The sequence below is a fragment of the Inquilinus sp. genome (assembly GCF_057815775.1).
Genome location: NZ_JBYRFX010001168.1, coordinates 1 through 1,959 on the forward strand (window position 1 = coordinate 1; position 1,959 = coordinate 1,959).

General features: G+C 67.7%; 2 protein-coding genes. One reads left to right on the forward strand and one right to left on the reverse strand.

Features of this window, described 5'->3' with window-relative positions; translation table 11 throughout:
* Window positions 1–357: 357 nt before the first annotated feature.
* Window positions 358–1,272 carry a helix-turn-helix domain-containing protein gene (locus AC3XYG_RS41270; RefSeq protein ID WP_489145728.1) on the reverse strand — a complete coding sequence of 305 codons (915 nt, stop codon included), beginning with the start codon at window positions 1,270–1,272 and terminating at the stop codon, window positions 358–360.
* 140 nt (window positions 1,273–1,412) lie between these two features.
* On the opposite strand from AC3XYG_RS41270, the gene AC3XYG_RS41275 reads away from it, so the two are divergent.
* Window positions 1,413–1,862: a MarR family winged helix-turn-helix transcriptional regulator gene (locus AC3XYG_RS41275; protein WP_489145729.1), complete on the forward strand. Its 450-nt coding sequence runs from the start codon at window positions 1,413–1,415 to the stop codon at window positions 1,860–1,862.
* Window positions 1,863–1,959: the final 97 nt, after the last annotated feature.

Below are 1,959 nucleotides of genomic sequence, written 5' to 3' on the forward strand. Positions count from 1 at the left end.
GCGAATTTGGGCAAGCGGGTCATGGGGGTGTCCTGGAGAGGGCCGGCCGCCCGGTTTTCGGCACGACAGCGGCTGGGAACGGCCCAGGCTAAGAAGGCCGGCCCGCCCGCGTCTTTCCCGCGCCTGCTGTGGTGTTGATGCAGCGTGCGATGGGGACCAGCGGGCGGGGTCTTTTCAGAATTCCCAACCCCGTCATTGCGAGCGCAGCGAAGCAATCCATCGGGCCGCTCGTGCGGCGCCATGGATTGCTTCGTCGGCTTCGCCTCCTCGCAATGACGAATGAGGGAAGAGATCCGAAAAGGTCCCGCCACGCGGAGAGGCCACGCGTAAGACGCTCGGCATCGAAGCGACCATGCGCTACCGCACCAGGCGCCGGTACGCGCCCGGGGTCAGGCCGGTGGCGCGGCGGAAGGCACGGCTGAAGCTGGCCTGCGACGCGAAGCCGGAGCGGTGGGCGATCTCGCTGAGCGGCAGCCGGCCGAGCGCGAGCATGGCCATCGCCGCTTCCAGCCGCCGGCGGGCGACATAGCGGTAGGGCGGGAGGCCGACCGCGGCCGTGAACATCCGGGTGAAGTGGAACGGGCTGAGATGGGCCAGCGCGGCCAGATCCGCCACCGCGATCTCATCCTCCAGATGCTGCTCGATATGGTCCAGCACCCGGCGCAGCCGCGCATTGTCCAGCCCATGCGGCCGGCCCGGGCCGGGGTCGGGCATGGCGGCGCCGGCATAGTCATGCGCCAGCCGGGCCGCGAGCATCAGCGACGAGACCTCGGCGAACATCCGGCCGGTGGCGCTGTCCCGCCGCATCTCCGCCAGCACCGACAGCCCGATCTGGCGGATCAGCTCGTCGGTCAGGCCGCCCTGGTAGCGGATGGCGTGGACCGGCGACCCCGCCAGATTGTAGCGGTCGGCCAGCAGGTCGAACTGCCGCGCCGGCAGGTACAGATGCAGCGCCTCGGGGATCGGCGCGGTCAGCGTGATCTCCTCCTCGCCGATGCCGGTCGGGGCCAGCCAGATCGTGCCCGAGACCGGTCGCGCCCGCTGGCACCGCCCGCCATTCGCCCGGATGACGAAGCCGTCATCGCTGCCGCGGATGGCGATCACGATCTCGACATCCGGCTGGGCGGCCGAGACGATCCGGCCGGCGGGATGGGCCCGCAGCTCCGCCGAAATCGTCGACCAGCCACGGCCGGCCGATGACAGCAGCAGCGTCGATCTCGGGTATTTCCGTCGGCCATCGGCGAGCCGGTCCATCGCGGCACCTTTGCGCACATTTATATCGTGAGCGATATTATCGCTCGATAAATAAATGTGCTCACCGACCGGCGATGTCAATAGCTTGCGATATGGTCGCGCACGATCTATCTAGAAAGAGGTGGGCGCGCCCCGCCCGATCACCCCGGAGTCCCCCCGTGTCCGACACAGCCCTGGTCCCGGACGATTTCATCTGCTTCGCGATCTATTCGACGGGGCATGCGTTCAACCGCGTTTACAAGCCGCTGCTGACCGCGCTGGGGCTGACCTACCCGCAATATCTCGTCCTGGTCGCGCTGTGGGCGCAGGACGACCGCACCGTCGGCAGCCTGGGCGAGACGTTGTTCCTGGAATCGAGCACCCTGACGCCGCTGCTGAAGCGGCTGGAGGGCATGGGCCTGCTGGCCCGCCGCCGCGACCCGGAGGATGAACGGCAGGTGCGCGTGCGTCTGACGCCGCAGGGACGGAGCGTGCGAGAGCGTGCGTTCGCGTTTCGCGACGAACTCGTCAAAAAGATGGGGCTCGGCGCAGCAGACTTTCAGCACCTCCGAGAGGAACTGGTGAAATTGCGCGACAACCTGTCGGACACGGCGCGCGCGAAGCCGTAATGCTCACGCGGAGACGACGCGCATCACACGTGCTGGCCGCCGTTGATGTGAATCTCGGCGCCATGCACGTATGACGACGTTTCCGTACACAGCACAT